The organism is Oscillospiraceae bacterium (assembly GCA_015065085.1).
Classification (GTDB): domain Bacteria; phylum Bacillota; class Clostridia; order Oscillospirales; family SIG627; genus SIG627.
The window spans coordinates 54,696-70,502 of record SVQW01000010.1; the positions used below are offsets into that span (position 1 = coordinate 54,696).

Genomic DNA, 15,807 nt, shown 5'->3' on the forward strand with positions numbered 1-15,807 from the left:
AGCACCTCATATCATATCTTATCTTCACAAAATCTGCGAAGGTTCGCAAGACCGATCCGGATTCCTTCAATGTTGTCCTCTTTACCCTCAAATTCAATAGAAAAGCCTTTATCGTATCCCGCTTTTTTTAATATATTTATACACTGACGTACAGGCACTGCACCGTGACCGATGATAGCACCTTTGAGATAGTTGCCCGCACGTGACATAAACCATCCCTCACCCGGGTTATCCAGGTACCCCTCTTTGAAATAGAAATCTTTCGCATGTGCATATTTTGCGTAGGGAGCAAGAATCCCCACCGCTTTGGCAGGGTCCTGATCCGCACACATAAAGTTACCTATATCTACAAGTGCACCGAAATTCGGGCTATCCACCTCATTTATTAATTTTTCAACACGCTCGGCATCCTGAGCAAACTGGCCGTGGTTTTCTATGCAGGTTTCAATCCCCTTTTGCTCGGCATATTTTGTAACCTCGCGACATCCCTCTGCAAGACGCGGAATCGCGCAGTCAAAGCTTCTTCCGGTTTTGACACTTACAGGATATGCATGGCCAGGATCGTGGCGCATAAGCTTGACACCGAAGGCTTCCGCAATGTCGACACATTTTTTTACACGTTCAATTTCGTCCTTCAAAACACCATTCGAGCCGTTGAGGAAATCTGCCGCAAAGCAAACGTTATTGATTGCAAGTCCAAGTTCTCCGCAAAGTTCTCTCGCCCGCTGAGCAATCCCCATAACATTTTCAGTATCGGGGCTGTAACCTGTAAAATCAATGCCGTCAAAGCCCAGTTCTTTTGTTTTTCTTATAATTCCTTCCAGTCCGAGCTTATCTTCGGCTCTGTATGTACCGTAGCTGTAAATACTTACTGAATACTGCATAACACACCTCGTTCTATTATAGTTTTATTATAGTTTTGTTATAGCTTGATTTGTAACAAGTCAATGAAAAAGTCAACTACTTCATTCTGAAAATGTCAGTAGAAAACTCGCGATTTTCAAAATCAAACAACTCACTTACCGTTACAAGGCGCCAGCCGTTGTCACAAAACCAGTCTATCAACTCCAGCGCAGCTTCTCCGGAAGCTTCATATATATCATGCATAAGCACAACGTATCCCGAACGCGCTTTTTCTTTCACATGCTGAGAAAGTGCCGCCGGGTCTTTGACCTTCCAGTCCTCGGGGTCTACGCACCACTCTACATGAAAAAGCCCCAATTCTTCCATTATATCAAGGCGTTCGTCACCGTATGGCGGACGAAACACCTTCGGATATACACCCGTTTTTTCATACACAATGTTCTGAGTCTTGGTAACACTCGCCAAAGCGTCTGCACGGGAAAGCTCATTGAGTTTTTCATGACGCCAGGAATGGTTACCTATCTCACAGCCGCTTTTGAGTATTTCATTAAGTATTACGCCGTTATCGGGACATTCGAAACCCAGAACGAAAAACGTTGCTTTGGCACGTCGTTCTTTCAGTTTAGATAAAATCTTACGTGTAATATCGGGACGGTGCGGGCCATCGTCAAAAGTGAGAGCTATAACCTTTTCACCCTCTGCGGCGGGAGTGTACACCGGCGGTACATACGGAAGATTTATACTATTGTCATATTCGGAAAGCAATATTACGGTTTCGCTTCCGTCAGCATACAGTGTTATACTTTTATCGTCAAGGTAAAAAGGCACTTCTCCGTAAAGGTCAAACAAATCGGGGGCAACAACCGACAGAAAAAGCGGTTCACGGCTTGCAGAATAATTGAAGCTTAAAGTATTGCCGTTTTTGTCACGCATAACGATACTGTAAAACGACTGATCGAAATAAGCATTCACCGGCAGCAGTTCTTTTCCGGATTCAACTATCTCAGATGCAACAGCTTTATTTATTTCACCATTTTCCGGAAAAAGCGGATAGTGACGAATCAAGTCATTATTGATAACCGTTTTTATTCTGCAAAATTCATTCAGTGCCGTAATTTTAACAATCGGTTGCGGAAGAGACAGAGCAAAAATTCCGGTTTTCTCCGCTGTATTTTCACCGTTATTTTTCGGTTTGCCGCATGTAAACGCCGTCACGCAGACAATTAACACGAAAAAAACGGCGGCAAAAAGCTTTACCGAGGTTTTAAGTTTCCTCTTTTTACTTCTTTTTGCAGCCATTTTGATCTCTCCTTTATTGGGAAGCCTGAGCAGCCTTGATCATAATAGCACACTCAACGCGCTTTCTCTCAAGCTCACAACCCATTTTATAAGGAATTTTTATATTCTTGTTGAATTTGCTGTTGTTTGCCGCGCATCCGCCTCCGCAGAAGTACTTTGCCCAGCATTTGTCACATTCGGGGTTTGAATCGATGGTAGACAGTGCAAAAGTCTTCTGAATATCATAATTATATTCTTCATCGAAAATACTGCCTATTTTAAAGCTTGTATCTCCGACAAACTGATGACAGGGGTAAATATCTCCGTTAGGAGTAACCGCCACATATTCACTTCCGGAGCCGCAACCCTTACAACGCTTATAAACGCACGGACCGTTTTCCAAATCAATCATAAAGTGGAAGAAATTAAAGTGCTTTCCGGATTTATCACGTTCGATTATAGCCTTTGCAAGCTTTTCATACTCCTCAAATATCACAGGAATATCCTCTTCGCGCAGAGCATATTTATTGTCAGCCTCAAGAACTACGGGCTCTACGGATATTTCATCAAATCCGCAATCAGCAAGATGCAGAACGTCCTTTGAAAAGTCCAGATTGTCATGTGTGAACGTACCGCGCACATAATACGAACCTGTGGTACGCTTTTCCACCAGCTTTTTATATTTGGGGAGAATCACGTCATACGAACCGCTTCCATCCTCAAACGGGCGCATTTTATCATTTACTTCTTTCCTTCCGTCAATGGAAAGTACCACATTGTGCATTTCGGCATTGATGAAATCGATTGCCTCATCATCCAGCAAAGCACCGTTTGTAGTCATGGTGAAGCGGATATGCTTACCGCGCTTTTTCTCCTCTTCTCTACCATATTTGACAAGCTGTTTAACCACTTCAAAATTCATAAGCGGCTCACCGCCGAAGAAGTCAAGCTCAAGATTTTTTATATGCAGAGATTTTTCCAGAAGAAAATCTATTGCCTTTTTGCCCACTTCAAGCGACATGAGGGAGCGGTCTCTGCCATAGTCACCTGCCGAAGCAAAGCAATACTCGCAACGCATGTTACAGTCGTGGGATATGTGCAGGCACATGGATTTAATCGGGATTTTTCCATGATACAGGTCTCCCACTTCAATTTTGGGGGCATACAGAAGTCCATTGTTCCAAAGCTCTAAAATATCAGAATAAGCTTCTTCTATTTCCTCTCGGCTGTACGGGAGACCGAAAAGCTCCTCGGGGCAGGCAGACTTCAAAGGCGGGCAAAGCTTGTCTACCATATCATATACCGCATCCCCTACAAGATGGATTCCGTTGGAGTTTGTGTCAATTACAATGTTGTAGCCGTTTAATTTATACTTATGTATCAGCATATTAACCTTTCAAGAAAAAAACGGGGACTCACACAGGAACCCCCGTTAACAAACTGCGTTTTTATTATTTGTTGTCTTTCTTTTCGCACTTCTGGTTTGCAACGGTGCAAGAGGTCTTGCAAGCGGACTGGCAAGAAGCCTGGCATTCGCCGCAGCCGGAGGTCTTAACGTTCTGAGCGTAAGTATTTTTGTTAAGAGTAACGATGTTTTTCATTGTCTATATATCTCCTTTTACAATTATTTTTTACCATTATAGCATAATATGCAAAAAAAATCAATAGAAAAAATAATTTTTGTCAGCATGTTTTTTAAAATACATCAGTTTTTTATTTTGGCGCATAGTATAAGGCAAAAAGGAGAGACGAAAATCGTCTCTCCTTTTTGATAATCAATCATCCGATTTTGTCTTTATTAATCTTTTTCCAGTCGGCAACCAGAATTTTCACGTTCTGTCCGCGAGCGAGCTTTTTATCTTTTTTATGAATGTAGCCGGCGTCTATCATTTCGGACAGTGCCTTTTTAACCTCATCCGGTGAAACATTGTTCTGAACGGAAAGTCTTTCCGCAGTACTCATGAACGTGGGGATTATACGCTTATTTTTTTGTGTACCGATAAATCTGAAATTTTCAACTATCATTTTGTAATACTTGTTTTTTGATTCCGGGAAAGGCAGTTCAACGCTTTTTGAAGCGGCGTCCTTGAGACGTGTGCTGAATGCCCCGCTTACACCGTATACGATTACTTTTTTACGCATTTTATTCTTCAGAAAATTTGCAACCGAAGAAAAATGTCCGTCGCCCGTGAAAATAATATGGGCATCAATATCGCTGTTATCGACGGCATTCTGATAAATGTGGTCCAGCATAATAAAATCGGTGTAGTCCTTTTTGTAATGTCCGTTGTTCTGAGTATCGATTATGGAGTTGGTAATTTTACGGATGTTTGAAATCTCATTTTTTAATTTTACGTTTGAAAAATCGGCAAAAAACACTATACTTCTGACATTGTAATTCTTCATTAAATCATCGTGCCATGCCTTGATGTCGGGACGGCTTTTGTGTATATTTTCCATGGAAATATACCAATGCTCAAAATCCACATAAGCATATGCTTTCGGAAGCGTGGTGCTTTTGTTTCCAAACAGTTTTTTGAGAATACTTATACTTATTCACCCCTTTCTTCGTTTTATATTTTACAATATATTTTTTTATCTGTAAATTCGTATTTGTAAATAAAAAGTAAATTGAGTAAAAAAGCTATTGTAATATGGTGCGTATGGCATTAAAATATGTATGATATACAATACCGTTGCCAAACCCAGAGCCTGTATTTTATATTTTTTGACAAATAAATTATAGATTTATCAACGGTTTTGTTATATAATCATGTTATGGCAAATCAATATATTTTCATTAAAGGAGATTAATCATGGCTGATAACGATATCCTCAACAAATTCAAATCAAACCAAGAAGAAAAGGTTGTTGACACTTCCAAAAAGCTCAAAGTCGGTATAATCGGTACAGGCTGGATTGCGGAAGCTCACATTTCCAGCTACAAAAAATGCCCCGACATTGAAATAGTTGCCGGTGCGGACCTTGTTCCCGGCAAAGCAGAAGCGTTCTTCAAAAAGCACGGTGTTGAAGGCGTACGTTGCTACAACAGTGACGTTGAAATGCTGGATGCCGAAAAGCTTGATGCAGTAAGCATTTGTACCTACAACTGCCAGCATGCTCCCTGTACAATCCACGCGCTGGAAAAGGGCGTTAACGTTCTTCTTGAAAAGCCCATGTGCGTTACACTTGATGAAGCTATCGAAATTATGAAAGCCGAAAAGAAGAGCGGTAAGATTCTCTCTATCGGTTTCCAGCCCCGCCTTGATGCAAACATGAAGAAAATCAAGGAAATTGTTGATTCCGGAGAGCTTGGTCAGATTTACTACATACAGACCGGTGGCGGTCGTCGCAGAGGTATCCCTACTCCTTTCGGTACTACATTTATCGAAAAGAGCACCGGCGGTATCGGTGCGTTGGGTGACATCGGATGCTATTCTCTGGACATGGTACTCAACGCTGTGGGTTATCCCAAGCCTCTCACCGTTTCCGGTTACAAATCTGCATTCTTCGGCACACAGCCCTCTTACTATCCCACTCATCCCGAGTATGCCGAAAAGTTCGGTGTTGACGACTTTGCGGCAGGCTTTGTACGTCTTGAAGGCGGCATAATTCTGGACTTCCGTATTTCCTGGGCGATGAACATGGACACCGCAGGCGACACTCTCATTCTGGGTACCAAGGGCGGTCTGAGAATCCCCTCCACCGAATGCTGGAACGGCTCTGTCGGCGGACCTATGAAGATCTACAAGGAAATTGCAGGCAGCCAGGTTGAAATTACCGTGCCCATCATCAACGATAACACATCTCTCTTTGATAAAAAGATACGTTCTTTCCTTGATGCCGTTAAAGAGGGTTCTCCCGCACCTATTCCTTCCAGCCAAATCGTTATCAACCAGGCAATTCTGGACGGTATCGTTCGTTCTTCCGAGCTGGGCAAGGAAATTGAAATTCAGATTCCCACATTATAATGGTGAAAAATATGAATTACGGTCTTCAGTTGTATTCCATACGTGATATAACTCCCAAAGATTTTGAAGGCGCACTGAAAAAGGTTTCCGAAATCGGATACAAAATGGTAGAGCCCGCGGGATTTTTCGGTCATGATGCAAAGGATGTTGCAGCCTGGCTTACAAAATACGGTCTTACCGTTTGCGGTACTCACACCGGCTGGCAGGCTATTGAAAGCGATTTTGACGCAACTATCGCTTACCACAAAGCCATCGGTGCAAAACGTATAATTGTACCCGGTGCAGACACCTCTACAAAAAAATCTTTGGATGAATTCATCGATTTTGTAAATAAATATCAGCCCCTCGTAACAAAGGAAGGGTTGGAATTATTATACCACAATCACTCCCGTGAATTTCTCCCCAACAACGATGGAATCGTAGCTCATGAAGAACTTGAAAAGCGTACCGAAATTCTTTTTGAGATTGATACATACTGGGCTTTTGTTGCAAAAGCCGACCCCATCGCTCTTCTCGACAGACTCGGTAAGCGTGTCCCCGTTATTCATCTCAAGGACGGACTTGCCGACGGCACCGGAAAGTATCTGGGACAAGGCGAGGCACCTGTTGCAGCGGTACGAAAAAAGGCAATTGAACTCGGCTGTGACATTGTGGTTGAAAGCGAAGGTCTTCTCCCCAACGGTATTGAGGAAGTAACTCAATGCTTTAATTACCTTAAGACACTTGATTAAAAATACTTTGTACCAATACGGGCGCACGCTGTGCGTCCGTTTGGTGCGTTTGGAAAGAAGCTGAAAACATTGGTAAAAAAATACATAAACGATTTAAAAAAGGAATTCAAAGGCTATAATCTTTCAAGCCTTACCAAAGATATAATGGCAGGTCTTACGGTTTGTGCCGTAGCTCTGCCTCTCGCCATAGCATTCGGTGTAGGCTCCGGTGCCGATGCCGCCGCGGGGCTCATTACTGCCATTCTTTCAGGTATAGTAATGAGCCTTTTGTCGGGCGCATCCTTCCAGATATCCGGTCCTACCGGCGCCATGACAGCGGTGCTCATGGTTATAGTTGCAAAGTACGGACTTAACGGTGTATTTGTTGCATCGCTCTTTGCGGGAATCATAATTCTCATTTGCGGAATTTTCAAGCTCGGAAAGCTTGTGGGGCTTATCCCAATGCCGGTCGTTACAGGCTTTACCTCGGGTATCGCAGTTATAATTGCCATGGGGCAGATTGATAACTTTTTCGGAACGACCTCTGTTGGAGAAACTGCACTCGAAAAAATAGGCTCATATTCCGAGTTGGGATTTCCTCCCAACTTACAAGCCGTTATATGCGGTCTTGCGGTAATCGCCATTATGGTGGTTTACCCCAAAAAGTGGAATGCGAAAGTTCCTTCTTCTCTCATTTCCATTATTATTGTGGGAATTCTCAGCTATGTTCTCAAGTTCGACGTTGCAAAGGTTGGCGACATTCCCCGCACACTGCTTCCCGAAAACAGGCTGATACTGGGTTCGCTTGATTTTAGCAGTATTACGGGTCTTATCTCCCCTGCAATCACCATTGCCGCACTGGGAATGATTGAAAGCCTTTTGTGCGGTGCAAGTGCTTCCAGAATGAAAAACGAAGAATTTGATGCCGATCGTGAGCTCATTGCTCAAGGTGTGGGTAATATTATTATTCCTTTCTTCGGAGGTGTCCCCTCCACTGCCGCCATTGCACGTACCAGTGTTGCCATAAAGAGCGGATGTCAGACAAGGCTTTGCGGTGTATTTCATTCCGTAGCATTGCTCGCTTCCATGTTCCTACTCGGTCCCGTTATGGCTCAGCTTCCTCTTTCCGCACTGGCGGGAGTTCTTATGGTAACCGCATGGAGAATGAACGAATGGCACATGATCAAAGAGTTTTTCTCTAAGAAAATGCTGGGTGCTGTTTCAAAATTCCTCATTACCATGATTGCCACTGTTGTTTTCGACCTTACGGTTGCGATTGTTATAGGTATTGTTTATTCTCTTGTTCTCTTTGCGATAAAGGTTTTGAAACACAAAGCAACAAAGCAGTGCAAGCTGGGAACAGACATTCTCGAAGACGGAGAATGTGCAACAATCAAACTTTACGGATGCATGGCATTTGTCAATGTTCCCAAGCTCAAATCGGTTTTTGAGGGTATAAAAGGCAAATACAACCGTATTACGATAGATACTCAGGCGGTTACCGTGTGTGACACATCAGGTGTTTATGCACTTAAGGATATCAAAAATGAACTGGGTGCCGAAATAGTAAACATCAACAAAAGCCAAGAAGCTCTATTTTTGAAATCAGGAGTAACCAAATAATGAAAAATCTGCTCACTACCCGCTTCATAAATCTTGGTTTGGGTCAAAAGTTAAACAGTCTTTTTGTTGAAAAGCTTGCAGACTTCGACATGGACAAGTTGATACCTGCGCAAAAAGCCGAAAATCCCGGGGATTACCTTATGAATCTGGGTGACTGTTTTCTCAATCTGGTATACATCCTTGCGGATATGGACAACGCAATGATAAAATACAAGAAGAAAAACATACCGGACGATATCATACTTGATTCGCTCAACGATGTAGGCGTATGGGTTATGAATCATTACAATTCAACAGGTGAAATAGGTTTTGCAACCATTCCCTGGGAATGTGCGATTCACAATGTAAAAGTCATAAAAATAGGACGGTTGCAATACGCTCATCAGGCTTGTGAAACAGCCTCCCCGGCTCACGGGCTAAAAGTAGGCGACAATGTCATTTACATGCACATTCAGGAGGGTCCCGGACTAACCCCTGAGGCTTGCCGTGAATCGATTGCACGGGCAAAGGAATTTTACAGACAATATTTCCCGGAATTTGAGTACAAGTACATGGTATGCCACAGTTGGATGCTTGACCCGGCATTGCCCGGAATGGTAAAGCCGGATTCAAATCTTGCTATGTTCTACAAAATGTTTGAAGTGGTGGAAACCTCGCCTTCTCAGTCTGCGATGAAGCGCGTATTCGGCCCCGATGCTCAAAAGCCGGTAGAAGAATTACCAGAAAACTCCACACTGCAAAAAAACATGAAAGCCTTTCTTCTGGGCGGCGGAGAGCTTTCCATCGGCTTTGGAGTGCTTAAAGCTTAATTACAGCATATCAAAAAGAGAGATAAATCCTTTTAAGGCTTTGTCTCTCTTTCTTTATGAATTCAATTCTGCTCATTTCCTTTTTTGCTTGTACCGAACAACTTTAAAAGTATTCCGCGCAAAAAACCGGGTGGCTTAAACACCATAATTTTCATGGTAAATATTCCTTTCTATGCTTTAAAAAATATAATGCCTGCTGTAATAATTACAACCGCCTCCAGTACCACAAGCACCGCCTCCGGCAAAAAGAATGCTGTCATTATGCCCACTCCGAAGGTGCACACAGAAATTCCTACGGCCTTTGAAAGATTACACATAAGTTATCCCTCCGTAATTATTACAGGTGTTTTACTGTTATCATATTCAAGCGATACAAATTTGTCACAAAATAATATTGATTTTGTTCTCCGTGTGTGATAGAATGATATATTGAAAGGAACTTTGCCATGTTTGATATAGGAATTTCTACTGCCTGCTTTTATCCTATGTATCTGGAAAAAGCATTAGAACGTATTACAAAATTTGATATATCGGTATGCGAGATATTTTTCAACTGTTTTTCCGAATTGGAAATGTCGTTTGTGAAAGAGTTAAAAAGCATTGCCGACTGTCACGGAGTAAAAGTAGCTTCGGTCCACCCTTTTCTTTCGGGACTGGAATCATTTTTGTTTTTTTCGCCGTACGACAGACGCTTTGGAGACGGATTGGATATTTACAAGAAGATGTTTGAAGCGGCACAGTATCTTGGCACCCGTTATTTTGTGCTCCACGGCGCTTATCCCGCCTCTTTTTGCGGGATGGATGAATATGTCCGGCGTTACAATATGATTTCGGACGCAGCCTTACAGTACGGAATAATCCTTACCCACGAAAACGTTTCACGCACAGTAACCGCCGACGCCGATTTCATAAGCCATATGAACGTTGCCTGCAATAGCAGTATCAACTACACCTTTGATTTAAAGCAGTGTATCCGCGCCGAAAACGACCCTCTACGCATGATTGAAGCGATGGGAAATAAAATCAAAAACGTTCACATAAATGATTTTGATTTTGCAAAAAAAGAATGCCGCCTGCCTTGTGACGGCAACTGCGACATTCTCTCTGTACTGAAAAAACTTAAAGAAACGGGTTACGACGGAAATCTGATAATCGAGGTGTACAGTGATAACTACTCTAGTGACGACGATATTGTCAATTCAATCTCAAAGCTGAGAGAGCTTATAAAATCCTCGCTTTGAGTCCATCGGCAAAGAATTCGTCAGCTTCAAATGCTACACTGCATTTTGCACCATTAAATTCAAAAATATAATACAGTATGTCATCGGACATAAAATTCTGAGTATAGTTATACGAGGTTTTTATATGTCCGATTTCTTTTTTATGCTCTTTCAGCTCGGCTTTATTGTACACCGCCACTGCTGTAGAAAGATCAAGATTGCATAGTATAGTTTCTCGGTTTCCGCTTTTTTGCACAATGCTAAAGTTCTCGTCGGTAATTATGTATCTGTACTCATATATAAAATATCTGGTAACAGTAAGAATGAAAAGAGCAAGGCAAAGAAACATTCCGGCTTGAAACAGCCATTTGAACGGGAAACCATTGATATTAAGCGCCGCAAAAAGAAGCGCTGTCAAAAACAGAAACAAAATATATATTAATGCTTTCCGAGGTTTTCGCTGAGGAGTGTATATCATTTCACGCATGGTAAAGCTTCTTTGTCTGATACTTGGGCTCATATGTTATATTCACACCAAGCTTCTGAAAAACATTCTCATCCACGCGGGAAAGAATAACGGAAGCGTGCGCATCACAGCAACGAAGCTTTGAAAGCTGCTGCATTGCAAGTGCCGCTGCGGGGTCGGTAACAGCACAGATGGACAAGGCAATAAGTATTTCATCGGTGTGCAAACGCGGGTTGTGATTACCCATATGGGTGGTTTTAAGAGCTTGTATAGGCTCTATTATTTCGCGTGCTATAAGCTCCTTTTCGTGGTCAATACCCGCAAGATGCTTAAGTGCATTCAAAAGAACTGCTGCCGATGCACCCAAAAGAGAGGATGTTTTACCGGTCACTATCGTTCCGTCATCAAGTTCAATTGCCACTGCAGGCATTCCCGTGCTTTCAGCAACCGAAACAGCCGCCTCGGCAACCGTACGATCCTTAGTTGTGATGCCCAGCTGGTTCATTATCAAATCAATTTTATAAATCTCGTTTTCATCCGCCGACATACCTTGACGGTGCGAGCAAAGAGCGCTGTAATATCTGCGGAGTATTTCCTGCTTGGAGGCTTCACTAACCGCCTCGTCGTCAAAAATACAGAAGCCCGCCATATTTACGCCCATATCGGTGGGACTGTTGTAAGGAGACTTACCAAGTATTCTTTCAAGCATGGTATTGAGAACGGGGAAGATTTCCACGTCTCTGTTATAATTTACACTTTTTGTGCCGTAAGTATCAAGGTGATATGGGTCTATCATATTCATATCGTTAAGGTCGGCAGTTGCCGCCTCATATGCAAGATTTACCGGATGCTTGAGGGGAAGATTCCATATCGGGAAGGTTTCAAACTTTGCATATCCCGCCTTGATTCCCCTTTTGAACTCATGGTAAAGCTGAGAAAGGCATGTTGCCATCTTACCGCTTCCGGGGCCGGGTGCCGTTATAACAACAAGCTTTCTGGTTGTTTCGATATATTCATTCTTACCAAAACCGTCATCGCTCACGATAAGCTGGATATTAGCGGGATAATCCGGTATGGGGTAATGCTTATAGGACTTCACACCAAGGGCTTCCAGACGGTTGAGAAATGCGGCAGCGGCAGACTGTTCGCGGTAGTGAGTTATTACGACACTTCCTACATAAAGCCCTATTTCTCTGAACGCGTCAATAAGCCGGAGAACATCAGAATCATAGGTAATACCAAGGTCTCCGCGACGTTTATTTTTCTCTATATCATCGGCGCTGATAACAACAACTATTTCGGCATCATCCTTCATTTCGAGAAGCATTCTGACTTTACTGTCGGGTTTGAAGCCGGGAAGCACACGGGAAGCGTGATAGTCATCGAAAAGCTTGCCGCCAAATTCAAGATACAGTTTTCCGCCGAAACGGTCTATCCTTTCTCTGATTTTTTCAGATTGAAGCTTGAGGTACTGGTCGTTATCGAATCCGATTTTATTCATTACTTTTGCAATGCCGCTGCATTGTCCGTCCTTTCAAAAAATACAAAACACCCCGTCACGGGGTGCTTTGCGATGAGCCCTTATAATTATATCATCTATAAGAAAAAATTTCAAGAGCTTTTTTCAAAAAATCAAATAAATTTAAAGTTTGTTTTCTATCGACCAGTCCCGTGCCTGCCTGACGGCGCTTTCAGAAGGTATTGCCGCATTGGTATCGGGGTCGCGTGTGCTGTCATCTGCAAGAGCGTGGGTTTTGTAGGGAGGTTCTCCCTCTTTGAGGTTTCTGTTTTTCTTTTTAAGTTTGGATTCCTTCATTATTCTCTCCTTATCAAAAATAAATGCCCACATATAATGTGAGCATTCAAGAAGAAATTATTCAACGAAATTTTGCTTTTTTGAAGCGATGATACGTCGGGCAAGAATAAGATTTGCAAGTGACATCACTGCAGCTCTTATCGCAACCACCTCGCGCGGAATAGCCTCATCCATCATGCCGTTTGACATATCCTTGCCCGTAAAAGCAACATGAAGTGCATTTTCCAGCTCATCGCAAAACAAATCGTACACCTGCTGTGAATTGTATTTTTTCAGCATTACTTCGATGCTTTCGCATATTTCCGAAATGCTCATAAGTCTTTTTAAAAGACACACCACAAAAAGATACGCAAGCTGAAGTCTGCCGTATCTCTTGTTTACGGGCGGCTTTACAACCTTCTGCTTTACATAGTTGTTTATCATGGTGGAAGTTATTATTTTCTGATCCTTCGATTCCGCAAAAATCTCAAGCTTCTTTTCCAGATAGGATACCACCTGATCCATATAAAGCTCTATTTCAGGAAGCTCATCCCATCTGGGAAGATGAAATTCAAGTATATCATTTTTTTCAATATCCGTGTTTGGCATGAATAACCTCTCGAAAATATAATATTCAAAGTCATATCATAACAATTGAATATAGTATAGCATTATTATGTTCACAAGTCAAGACATTTTTTATAAATTTGTTAAATGATTATGTATGCTATTGACATGATTTCAAAAATCTGATATAATAGTATGCGAAACTAAATGAATGGTTTTTTTAAACCATGGAGGGTTATATGAAAAAGAAAGAGTTTGAGTATCTAAATCCGACAAAATTCAGTTCTATCAAGGAAATGCTTGAAATTGCCGAAAGAGAAGCCGGCGATAAAACCGCCTTTAAATACCGAATAGCAGGCGATGCGATAGAAGCCGTAACTTACCGTGATTTCGTAAGACGCACACGCGCTATCGGCTCACAGTTAAGAAAGATGGGCTTTGGCGACAAGCACATTGCTCTGACCGGTGAAAATTCCTACAAGTGGATAACTGTATTTCTCGCCGTTATCAATTCTCCGGGTGCCTACGTTCCAGTAGACAAAGAGCTTCCTTTTGACGATATAGTGAGAATAGTAAACGACAGTGACAGCCAGATACTGTTTTATTCAAAGAAATTTGAAAAGGAACTGCGTGAAAACACCGACAAGTTTCCCAATATCAAGTATTATATCGCTCTGGACAGCGAACAAGAGGACGGAATGTTCCTTTCCTACGACAAACTGGTTGAACGCGGTGAAGAGCTTCTTGACAGCGGTTACACCGAGTATCTTGATAACGTAAACGACACTTCCGAAATGCGTCTTTTGGTTTATACCTCAGGTACAACAGGCCTTGCGAAGGGCGTTATGCTTTCCGAGGACAACATGGTTTCCTGCATTTATCATGGTCTGCGTGTTGAAACCATATACGAAACCTGCCTTTCCGTGCTTCCTTACCATCACACATACGAAGCCGTAATCGGTCTGCTGGTTTCTCTGCACCATCACTCTACCATATGTATAAATGATTCTTTACGTAATACTCTTAAGAATCTCCAGGAATTCAAGCCGGAGTACATTTTTCTTGTACCTGCGTTCGCCGACAGTTTCTACAACAGAATATGGGCTTCTGCCGAAAAAAGCGGCAAAGATAAGATGCTCAAGGTGCTCATCAAGGTTTCCAACGGCCTTATGAAAGTTGGAATCGACCTGAGAAGAAAGCTGTTCAAGAGTGTTCTTTCTGCGTTCGGTGGCGAGCTCAAACAGATAGTTGCGGGCGGTGCACCCATCCGACCTGAAATAGGCGCTCTGTTCAACTCCATCGGTGTTCCGCTTATAAACGGATATGGTATCACCGAGTGCTCTCCTCTGGTTTCGGTAAACCGTCTTGATGACAACATTCTGGAATCGGTTGGTTACCCGTTGCCATGTGCTCAGGTAAGAATTGATAATCCCGAGGATGGTATCGGTGAAATCTGCGTAAAAAGCCCCACAGTCATGATGGGTTATTACAAGCAGCCCGAAGCCACTGCAGCAGTTATCAAGGATGGTTGGTTCTTCACGGGTGACTACGGCAAAATTGACAGCGAAGGCAGAATTTATATCACTGGACGTAAGAAAAACATTATAGTCCTGACCAACGGAAAGAATATTTATCCCGAGGAAATCGAAGAATATATAATGAACAGTCCTTATGTAAGTGAAGTGGTTGTATTCTCCGAAAAGAACGAAGAAGGCGAAGAAATCGCACTTTGTGCCGAGGTTTTCCCCAACTATGACAAGATAAAAACCGACGGAATAGAAAATGTGCTTGAAACAATTAAGGCAGAGGTTAAAAAAGCATGTGCAGTCCTCCCCTCTTACAAGCATATCAAAAACGTGACAGTGAGAGAAACCGAGTTTGAAAAGACTACTTCCAAAAAGATCAAGAGAAACAGTGTAGGAAAATAATTCATACCAAACCGCAGAGCGTTGGCTCTGCGGTTTTTCTTTTTTTACCACCACAAAATATAGTATGCATCAATACGCACGAACAATTCCCATGCAAAAGCTTCAAAATATGCAAACACCCGTATTTACGTATAATTATTTCTCAAAAACGAATTAACATTTATTATCATTTTGTTAATATTTTCTCCTGTGGTATAACTTTGAAAAAAACTTAAAACCAACTAAAGCAAATCTGTCGTTTTGGTTTTCACCACAAACAAAGACGTTATTTTGCGCCGGTTAATGTGGAAAACTCTGCGGATTGTGTGTATAACTCGATAAATCCACTGCAAAAGTCAAAAGTTTTCCACATTTGCCGTGCGGATTATGTGCAAAACTTTGAAGAAATTAAACCACAATCGTTTTATGTAAATTCTGTGATTATACCGATTTGTTCACATTTTTCACAAAAAACAGGCTTATACTGCGCACTTTACCGCAGGTTGCCTACATATGGTTTTACTTTTCAAAAAAATGCATGTTTGGTAAAACTATGTTTTATACTATATGTTGAAATATTAACTTTTTTATGGTATA

Annotated in this window: 14 protein-coding genes; 6 read left to right on the top strand and 8 right to left on the bottom strand. The window is 42.1% G+C overall.

All coding sequences use genetic code 11. The features are described from left to right. Positions 1-11: 11 nt before the first annotated feature. The 5 genes from E7588_07610 to E7588_07630 all read right to left on the bottom strand — a co-directional run bounded on the left by E7588_07610 (position 12) and on the right by E7588_07630 (position 4,629). Positions 12-884 carry a sugar phosphate isomerase/epimerase gene (locus E7588_07610; GenBank protein MBE6689123.1) on the bottom strand — a complete coding sequence of 291 codons (873 nt, stop codon included), beginning with the start codon at positions 882-884 and terminating at the stop codon, positions 12-14. 76 nt (positions 885-960) lie between these two features. Continuing rightward, positions 961-2,163, bottom strand: coding sequence for a hypothetical protein (locus E7588_07615; GenBank protein MBE6689124.1), 1,203 nt, complete (start codon positions 2,161-2,163; stop codon positions 961-963). A 13-nt stretch (positions 2,164-2,176) separates the two neighbouring features. Continuing rightward, positions 2,177-3,526, bottom strand: coding sequence for a thioether cross-link-forming SCIFF peptide maturase (scfB, locus tag E7588_07620; GenBank protein ID MBE6689125.1), 1,350 nt, complete (start codon positions 3,524-3,526; stop codon positions 2,177-2,179). Positions 3,527-3,593: 67 nt separating this feature from the next. After that, positions 3,594-3,743 carry a six-cysteine peptide SCIFF gene (gene scfA / locus E7588_07625; GenBank protein MBE6689126.1) on the bottom strand — a complete coding sequence of 50 codons (150 nt, stop codon included), beginning with the start codon at positions 3,741-3,743 and terminating at the stop codon, positions 3,594-3,596. A 178-nt stretch (positions 3,744-3,921) separates the two neighbouring features. After that, positions 3,922-4,629, bottom strand: a complete 708-nt coding sequence (locus E7588_07630) for an NYN domain-containing protein (protein ID MBE6689127.1) — start codon at positions 4,627-4,629, stop codon at positions 3,922-3,924. Positions 4,630-4,958: 329 nt separating this feature from the next. Between E7588_07630 and E7588_07635 the strand changes: the two genes are divergently transcribed. The 5 genes from E7588_07635 to E7588_07655 all read left to right on the top strand — a co-directional run bounded on the left by E7588_07635 (position 4,959) and on the right by E7588_07655 (position 10,496). Next, the gene (locus tag E7588_07635) at positions 4,959-6,113 is read left to right on the top strand and encodes a Gfo/Idh/MocA family oxidoreductase (GenBank protein MBE6689128.1); all 1,155 of its coding nucleotides are present in this window, start codon (positions 4,959-4,961) and stop codon (positions 6,111-6,113) included. Next, on the top strand, positions 6,113-6,844 hold the full coding sequence (locus tag E7588_07640; protein MBE6689129.1) for a sugar phosphate isomerase/epimerase: 732 nt from the start codon (positions 6,113-6,115) through the stop codon (positions 6,842-6,844). The genes E7588_07635 and E7588_07640 overlap by 1 nt, the downstream gene beginning before the upstream one ends. 69 nt (positions 6,845-6,913) lie before the next feature. Beyond that, on the top strand, positions 6,914-8,446 hold the full coding sequence (locus E7588_07645; GenBank protein MBE6689130.1) for a SulP family inorganic anion transporter: 1,533 nt from the start codon (positions 6,914-6,916) through the stop codon (positions 8,444-8,446). Then, positions 8,446-9,255 carry a hypothetical protein gene (locus E7588_07650; GenBank protein ID MBE6689131.1) on the top strand — a complete coding sequence of 270 codons (810 nt, stop codon included), beginning with the start codon at positions 8,446-8,448 and terminating at the stop codon, positions 9,253-9,255. The genes E7588_07645 and E7588_07650 overlap by 1 nt, the downstream gene beginning before the upstream one ends. 446 nt (positions 9,256-9,701) lie before the next feature. Next, positions 9,702-10,496, top strand: coding sequence for a sugar phosphate isomerase/epimerase (locus tag E7588_07655; protein ID MBE6689132.1), 795 nt, complete (start codon positions 9,702-9,704; stop codon positions 10,494-10,496). Here the strand turns inward: E7588_07655 and E7588_07660 are convergent. The 3 genes from E7588_07660 to E7588_07670 form a co-directional block, all read right to left on the bottom strand. After that, a complete protein-coding gene (locus E7588_07660; GenBank protein ID MBE6689133.1) occupies positions 10,477-10,962 on the bottom strand; it encodes a hypothetical protein in 486 nt (161 codons plus the stop codon). The two genes, E7588_07655 and E7588_07660, sit on opposite strands and share 20 nt — an antisense overlap. Beyond that, positions 10,955-12,442, bottom strand: a complete 1,488-nt coding sequence (locus E7588_07665) for a DUF1846 domain-containing protein (protein MBE6689134.1) — start codon at positions 12,440-12,442, stop codon at positions 10,955-10,957. The genes E7588_07660 and E7588_07665 overlap by 8 nt, the downstream gene beginning before the upstream one ends. Positions 12,443-12,814: 372 nt before the next feature. Continuing rightward, a complete protein-coding gene (locus E7588_07670) occupies positions 12,815-13,345 on the bottom strand; it encodes a DUF1836 domain-containing protein (GenBank protein MBE6689135.1) in 531 nt (176 codons plus the stop codon). A 197-nt stretch (positions 13,346-13,542) separates the two neighbouring features. On the opposite strand from E7588_07670, the gene E7588_07675 reads away from it, so the two are divergent. Beyond that, the gene (locus tag E7588_07675) at positions 13,543-15,231 is read left to right on the top strand and encodes an AMP-dependent synthetase (GenBank protein ID MBE6689136.1); all 1,689 of its coding nucleotides are present in this window, start codon (positions 13,543-13,545) and stop codon (positions 15,229-15,231) included. The last annotated feature ends 576 nt before the right edge of the window (positions 15,232-15,807 follow it).